Source organism: Sphingomonas sp. CFBP 13603 (assembly GCF_014892665.1).
GTDB lineage: Bacteria > Pseudomonadota > Alphaproteobacteria > Sphingomonadales > Sphingomonadaceae > Sphingomonas.
This window is the reverse complement of the sequence record NZ_JADBIA010000011.1, coordinates 161,661-167,660: the sequence shown is the minus strand read 5'-3', so window position 1 is coordinate 167,660 and position 6,000 is coordinate 161,661. Positions and strand designations below refer to the sequence as shown.

The window sequence follows — 6,000 nt, the reverse complement described above, 5'->3', positions numbered from 1 at the left end:
CCCCCCCCCTCCGTCACCTTCGGTGCCACCTCCCCCTTGCGGGGGAGGATCAAGACAGATCACCTCAAACGGTAAGGTTCACGCCTTCTCGAGCGTGCACTGTAGCGGGTGCTGGTTCTGCTTGGCGAAATCCATCACCTGGCTCACCTTCGTCTCCGCCACTTCGTAGCTGAACGTCCCACACACCCCGACGCCCTTCTGGTGGACGTGCAGCATCACGCGAGTCGCGGCCTCCATGTCCATCCGGAAGAAGCGCTGGAGACACAGCACGACGAATTCCATCGGCGTATAATCGTCGTTGAGCATCAGCACGCGGTACGGCGTCGGCTGTTTGGTCTTCGCGCGGGTCTTCGTCGCGATGCCGGCGCCGGTGCCCCCGGTGCCATCCTCGCCACCATCGTCGCGGCGCTCGGCCATCTGCTCGCCCGTCCGCTGGGGAGTCGTCATTTCAGGGGTCAAAAGCATGCTGCCAAAATATGGCATGCCGGGGGGCAAGAGCAAGGGGGCCCCCGCAAACCTCGCGCGAAAACCGCAAACGCAAAAGGGGCGACCGTCGCACGACGGCCGTCCCTTTCTCGTCACCTGCCGCCCGAAGACGGCATCGCGTAACTTAGGCCGAGATCTTCATCTTGTCGGTCGCGACCGCAACGCGGTTCGAGATCGGCTGTGCGAACTCGCCGAACATCTTGAGCATCCGCTCGGTCGAGCGCGAGCCCTCGGCGATCATCGTGTCGAACGCGGTGCGCGCATAATCGCCCTGGAGCTTCATGAACTCGGTCGGCGACTTGGCGGCGGCGAGCGTCTTGGCGGCTTCGGTCGCGCTCTCGAACGAGGTCTTGGCATAGTCGGCCGCTTCCTGGCCGAGCGCCTCGACGTTCTTCGCGGCGATCTTCGACGACTCGACGAGCGCCTCGATGTTGCCCTTGCCGAATGCGACGAAATCTTCCGCCATCTTCGCCGACTTCTCCATCGCGCCCTTGGCCTGCTCGTTGAATTCGGCGGTGTTCGCGCCGCTGAAGAGGGCCTTGGTCTTCTCGGTGATGCTCTGGATCGTGTCCATCGTGGCGTCCTTTGTTTCGCTAGCAGGGGTCCCCAACGGCGCGGCGGCCTGAATCGGGGCGGGAATGTCCGTGTGCGGCGATACAAAAGCAGCCGCGAGAGGTTGAGATGCCGGCGTCTTGGCGATCGGCTCGGGTGCCGGTTTCGCCGGCTTGGCGACAGTCCGGGCGGAGGCTTTGGCAGTCGTGGCCTTGACGGCAGCGACCGGCTTCGCAGCGGCGGCAAGCTTCGAACCGGCCTTGGCCGTCCGTTTCACGATATCCACCATCCACGCACCTCTCTTCGGAGTTATGTCGCGGTCTTCATACACGAATTTTCGCAGCGCACAATTTAATTGTGCAGCGCACCATGACGTTTACGTAAGGTAGCGCTACCTGCTTTTGACATATTCGCCGGGCGCGTCGCCGATCGCTGCGAGACCCCCCTCACCCGGCAGCCGCGCACCGTCCGCCGCCACCGTCTCGGCACCAAGCGCGTGCAACCATTCGACCCAATCCGGCCACCAGCTACCCTTCGTCTCGGTCGCACCGGCAACGAAGTCGGCGAGCGTCGTGTGCGCGCCCGGATTGGTCCAGTATTGATACTTCCCCGCAGCCGGCGGATTGACCACGCCCGCGATGTGCCCCGACCCCGCGAGCACGAACTTCAGCGGCCCGGCGAACAATTGCGTGAGTTTCCAGACGCTTTCGGCCGGCGCGATATGATCTTCGCGCCCCGCCTGGACATAGCTCGGCGTCGAAACCCTGGTCAGGTCGATCGGCGTACCGTCCACCGTCATCGTGCCCGTCACCAGCAGGTTGTCGCGGTAGAGGTCGGTCAGATAGCTGAGATGCCATTTCGCGGGCAGGTTGGTGGTGTCGCCGTTCCAGTGGAGCAGGTCGAACGGCACGTAATCCTGCCCCAGCAGGTAATTCTGCGTGACGTAGTTCCAGATCAGGTCGCGCCCGCGCAACAGGTTGAACGTCGTCGCCATGTAGCGCCCGTCGAGGAAGCCCTCGGGCGACAGCGACGCGACCATCTTCAACTGCTCGTCGTCGATGAAATGCTGCAGTTCGCCCGCCTGCGCAAAATCGACCTGCGCGGTGAAGAACGTCGCGCTAGCCACCTTCGCGGCCTCGCCCCGCGCCGCGAGCAGCGCAAGCGTCGCCGCCAATGTCGTCCCCGCCACGCAGTACCCGATCGTGTGCACCGCCGGAACGTCGAGCGCGGCGCGAACCGTGTCGATCGCCTCGACCTGCGCACCGACATAATCGTCCCAGACCACGTCCTTCATGCTCGAATCGGCCGACTTCCACGACACCATGAACACGGTGATGCCCTGCTCGACTACCCAGCGCATGAAGCTCTTCTCGGGCGTCAGGTCGAGGATGTAGAACCGGTTGATCCACGGCGGAAAGATGACGAGCGGCGTCGCCAGCACACTCTCGGTGGTCGGACTATACTGGATCAGCTCGTAGAGCGGCGTGCGTTTCACTACCTTGCCCGGTGTCATCGCCAGGTTGCGCCCGAGTTCGAACGCACCGTCGGGCGTATGCGTCACCTGCCCGCGAGCAAGATCCGCCATCATGTTCTGCAGGCCTTTCAACAGATTCTCGCCGCGCGTCTCGATCGTCTTCTCGATCACCTGCGGGTTGGTCAGCGCGAAATTGGTCGGGCTCATCGCGTCGACGAACCCCTTGGTCGCGAACCGCAACTGCTCCTTCTGCTTGGGGTCGAGCCCGTCCACCGCCTCCACGCCGCGCAGCATGTGGTCGCCGATCAGCTCGTAACTCTGCCGGATCAGGTCGAACACCGGCTCGCGCCATTGCGGCGCCTTGAAGCGCTTGTCGGTGACGGGGGCGGGTTCGGGCGCCTTGGCGGGATCGAGAAACCGCTGCCACAACGTCAGGCTCTCGGTCCAGAAATCGCGCGCGCGCTCCAGCGTGGCGGGGTCGGTGAAGCCGGGGATCGCCGGGATTCCCTCGGGCTTGGCCTGCATCGCCGCGAGGCCCTGCTCCATCATCATCTGCTGCGCACGCCCCATCACCCACGTCCAATGCTGGAGATCGGGCAGGGTCGGCGTGGAGGCGTCGGGAGGAGTATCGGCCATGGCATCCTCTGCTTTTTCGGGAGCTTAACGCAGACACCGGCTCGGCGGAAGCATGAGGCACAAACGATCGACACGGTCGCTGCCGCCGCTCCCCGCCCCCCAATCCGTCACCCCAGCGAAAGCTGGGGTATCCCTGTTGTCGAAGCGGGCGACCCCAACGGAAATACCCCAGCTTTCGCTGGGGTGACGGAGTTTTGGCGGGGCGGATTTGGTAAGATGGCGAATTAGGCGGAAGCGCAGATAACGCAGCGAAGTCCCCACAGTCGAACCGTCCTGCCCTCCAAGCTTTAGTTGGATGACGCCCCCGCTCACCTGCGGTACAGCACCCGCTCCTCCATCTAGAGGCTGATCATGTCCGAAGACTTCTACCGCATCAAACGCTTACCCCCCTATGTCATCGCCGAAGTGAACGCGATGCGGGCGGCGGCGCGCGCGGGCGGGGAGGACATCATCGATCTCGGCATGGGCAATCCCGACCTGCCGCCCCCCGAGCACGTCATCGAGAAGCTCGTCGAAGTCGCGCGCAAACCCAGCGCGCACGGCTATTCGCAGTCGAAGGGTATCCCAGGACTCCGCAAAGCCCAGGCGAACTATTACGGCCGCCGCTTCGGGGTCGACGTCGATCCCGAGACCGAGGTCGTCGTGACGATGGGCTCGAAGGAAGGCCTCGCGAGTCTGGCCACCGCGATCACCGCGCCCGGCGACGTCGTGCTCGCGCCCAACCCGTCCTATCCGATCCACACCTTCGGCTTCATCATCGCCGGCGCGACGATCCGCGCGGTGCCCACCACGCCGGACGAGGCGTATTTCGAGAGCCTCGAGCGCGCGATGGCGTTCACCGTCCCCGCGCCGTCGGTGCTGGTGATGGGCTATCCGTCGAACCCGACCGCCGAAGTCGTCGACCTCGCCTTCTACGAGCGCGTCGTAGAATTCGCGAAGAAGCACAAGCTGTGGGTGATCTCCGACCTCGCTTATTCGGAGCTGTATTTCGACGGCAAGCCGACCCCCTCGATCCTCCAGGTGCCGGGCGCGAAGGACGTCGCGATCGAATTCACCTCGCTCAGCAAGACCTATTCGATGGCGGGCTGGCGGATGGGTTTCGGGGTCGGCAACAAGACGCTGATCGCGGCGATGACGCGCGTGAAGTCGTATCTCGATTACGGCGCGTTCACGCCGATCCAGGCCGCCGCCTGCGCCGCGCTCAACGGCCCGCAGGACATCGTCGAGCGCAACCGCCAGCTTTATCACAAGCGTCGCGACGTGCTGGTCGAGAGCTTCGGCCGCGCCGGCTGGGACATCCCGAGCCCCCGCGCGAGCATGTTCGCCTGGGCCCCACTCCCGCCCGCGCTCGCGCACTTAGGTAGCCTTGAGTTCACCAAACAATTGCTGACTCACGCGCACGTCGCGGTGGCCCCAGGGGTTGGCTACGGCGAAAACGGCGAGGGCTATGTGAGAATCGCGATGGTCGAGAACGAACAGCGGCTCCGCCAGGCGGCGCGCAACGTGAAGAAATATCTCCAGTCGATGGGCGTCAACACGCCCGCGCGTGGCGCTGGCTGACCTTAGCCAGCGTGGATATCAATCCGTTATATTCGGTGGCCGGCGTGCTCGTCGGCCTCATCGTCGGGCTGACGGGTGTCGGTGGCGGGTCGCTGATGACACCGCTTCTGGTGCTCGTCTTCGGCTTCCACCCCGCCACCGCGGTCGGCACCGACCTGCTCTACGCCTCGGCGACCAAGACGGTCGGGACGACGGTGCACGGCTGGCGCGGCACGGTCGACTGGCAGGTCGTGCGCAGGCTCGCGACCGGCAGCGTCCCCGCGGCGATCGCGACGCTGCTCGTGCTCAACCATCTCGGCGAAAAATCGTCCGATACCGGGCACGCGATCACCGCCGTGCTCGGCGTCACGCTGATCCTGTCGGCGGTCGCGACTTTCTTTCGCGGCAAGATCGTCGCGTGGCTGACCCCGCGGATCGGCACGGTCGGCGGCGAGCGGCAGGCGATGCTGACGATCCTGCTCGGCGCGGTGCTCGGCGTGCTGGTGTCGCTGACCTCGGTCGGCGCCGGCGCGCTGGGCATGACTGCGCTCTTGATCCTCTACCCGACGTTGCCGATCAACCGGCTGGTCGGGTCGGACATCGCGCACGCGGTGCCGCTGACCTTGCTCGGCGGGATCGGCCACTGGATTCTCGGCTCGGTCGACGTCGACCTGCTCGTGTCGCTGCTGATCGGGTCGATTCCCGGCATCATCGTCGGCAGCCTGATCGCGACGCGCGTCTCGGACCGCGTGCTGGTCCCGGTGCTGGCGACGGTGCTGGCGCTGGTCGGCGTGAAGCTGATCTTCTGACATGCGGCCAGGGTTCGCCTTCTCGACCAGGTTCCGCGTGCGCTACGCCGAGATCGACGGCCAGCGCATCGTCTTCAACTCGCGCTATCTCGAATATGCCGACGTCGCGGTGACCGAGTTCTGGGAATGGACCGGGATCGCCGAAGCGTTGCCGGAAATCTGGCCGACCACCGAGTTCAACGTGCGTCGGACTGAGATCGACTACCTCAAGCCGTTCCGTCTCGGGGACACGGTGGAGGCGTTCGTGCGGATCGAGAAGCTTGGGACGACCAGCCTGACGAAGCGGTTCGAGCTCGCGCATGCGGAGACGGGGGAATTGCACACCGTCATCACCATGGTCAGCGTGCACGTCGATCTTGAGACCGGCCGCCCGGTAGCTCTGCCGGACACGATCCGCACGGTGCTGGCGGAGTTGCCCAACTCCTGAACCACATGGCACCTCCCCGGCGTAGGCCGGGGCCCAGTTGGAAAGGTCGCGGTAACGACGCGCAACGCTTATCAGCG

6 protein-coding genes are annotated in these 6,000 nt (G+C 65.0%); 3 read left to right on the top strand and 3 right to left on the bottom strand.

Annotated elements, in window-relative coordinates:
• Positions 1-78 precede the first annotated feature (78 nt).
• The 3 genes from clpS to IFR23_RS16350 form a co-directional block, all read right to left on the bottom strand.
• On the bottom strand, positions 79-417 hold the full coding sequence (gene clpS, locus IFR23_RS16360) for an ATP-dependent Clp protease adapter ClpS (RefSeq protein WP_132738168.1): 339 nt from the start codon (positions 415-417) through the stop codon (positions 79-81).
• Between the two features lie 193 nt (positions 418-610).
• Positions 611-1,327, bottom strand: a complete 717-nt coding sequence (locus IFR23_RS16355) for a phasin family protein (protein WP_192976801.1) — start codon at positions 1,325-1,327, stop codon at positions 611-613.
• Between the two features lie 102 nt (positions 1,328-1,429).
• Complete coding sequence (locus tag IFR23_RS16350) at positions 1,430-3,148, bottom strand: PHA/PHB synthase family protein (RefSeq protein ID WP_192976800.1); 1,719 nt, start codon at positions 3,146-3,148, stop codon at positions 1,430-1,432.
• 351 nt (positions 3,149-3,499) lie between these two features.
• Here IFR23_RS16350 and IFR23_RS16345 point away from each other — a divergent pair, with 351 nt between their 5' ends.
• From IFR23_RS16345 to IFR23_RS16335, 3 genes are read left to right on the top strand one after another with little or no spacing between them, the layout of a single operon-like run.
• On the top strand, positions 3,500-4,708 hold the full coding sequence (locus IFR23_RS16345) for an LL-diaminopimelate aminotransferase (RefSeq protein WP_060525995.1): 1,209 nt from the start codon (positions 3,500-3,502) through the stop codon (positions 4,706-4,708).
• An 11-nt stretch (positions 4,709-4,719) separates the two neighbouring features.
• The gene (locus IFR23_RS16340; RefSeq protein ID WP_192976799.1) at positions 4,720-5,496 is read left to right on the top strand and encodes a TSUP family transporter; all 777 of its coding nucleotides are present in this window, start codon (positions 4,720-4,722) and stop codon (positions 5,494-5,496) included.
• Position 5,497: 1 nt separating this feature from the next.
• Positions 5,498-5,923 carry an acyl-CoA thioesterase gene (locus IFR23_RS16335; RefSeq protein WP_192976798.1) on the top strand — a complete coding sequence of 142 codons (426 nt, stop codon included), beginning with the start codon at positions 5,498-5,500 and terminating at the stop codon, positions 5,921-5,923.
• Positions 5,924-6,000 lie beyond the last annotated feature (77 nt).

Coding starts and splice junctions, on each gene's coding strand:
- IFR23_RS16355 (WP_192976801.1), bottom strand. CDS start 1,327: ATGGTGGATATCGTGAAACGGACGGCCAAGGCCGGTTCGAAGCTTGCC.
- IFR23_RS16335 (WP_192976798.1), top strand. CDS start 5,498: ATGCGGCCAGGGTTCGCCTTCTCGACCAGGTTCCGCGTGCGCTACGCC.
- IFR23_RS16350 (WP_192976800.1), bottom strand. CDS start 3,148: ATGGCCGATACTCCTCCCGACGCCTCCACGCCGACCCTGCCCGATCTC.
- IFR23_RS16345 (WP_060525995.1), top strand. CDS start 3,500: ATGTCCGAAGACTTCTACCGCATCAAACGCTTACCCCCCTATGTCATC.
- clpS (WP_132738168.1), bottom strand. CDS start 417: ATGGCCGAGCGCCGCGACGATGGTGGCGAGGATGGCACCGGGGGCACC.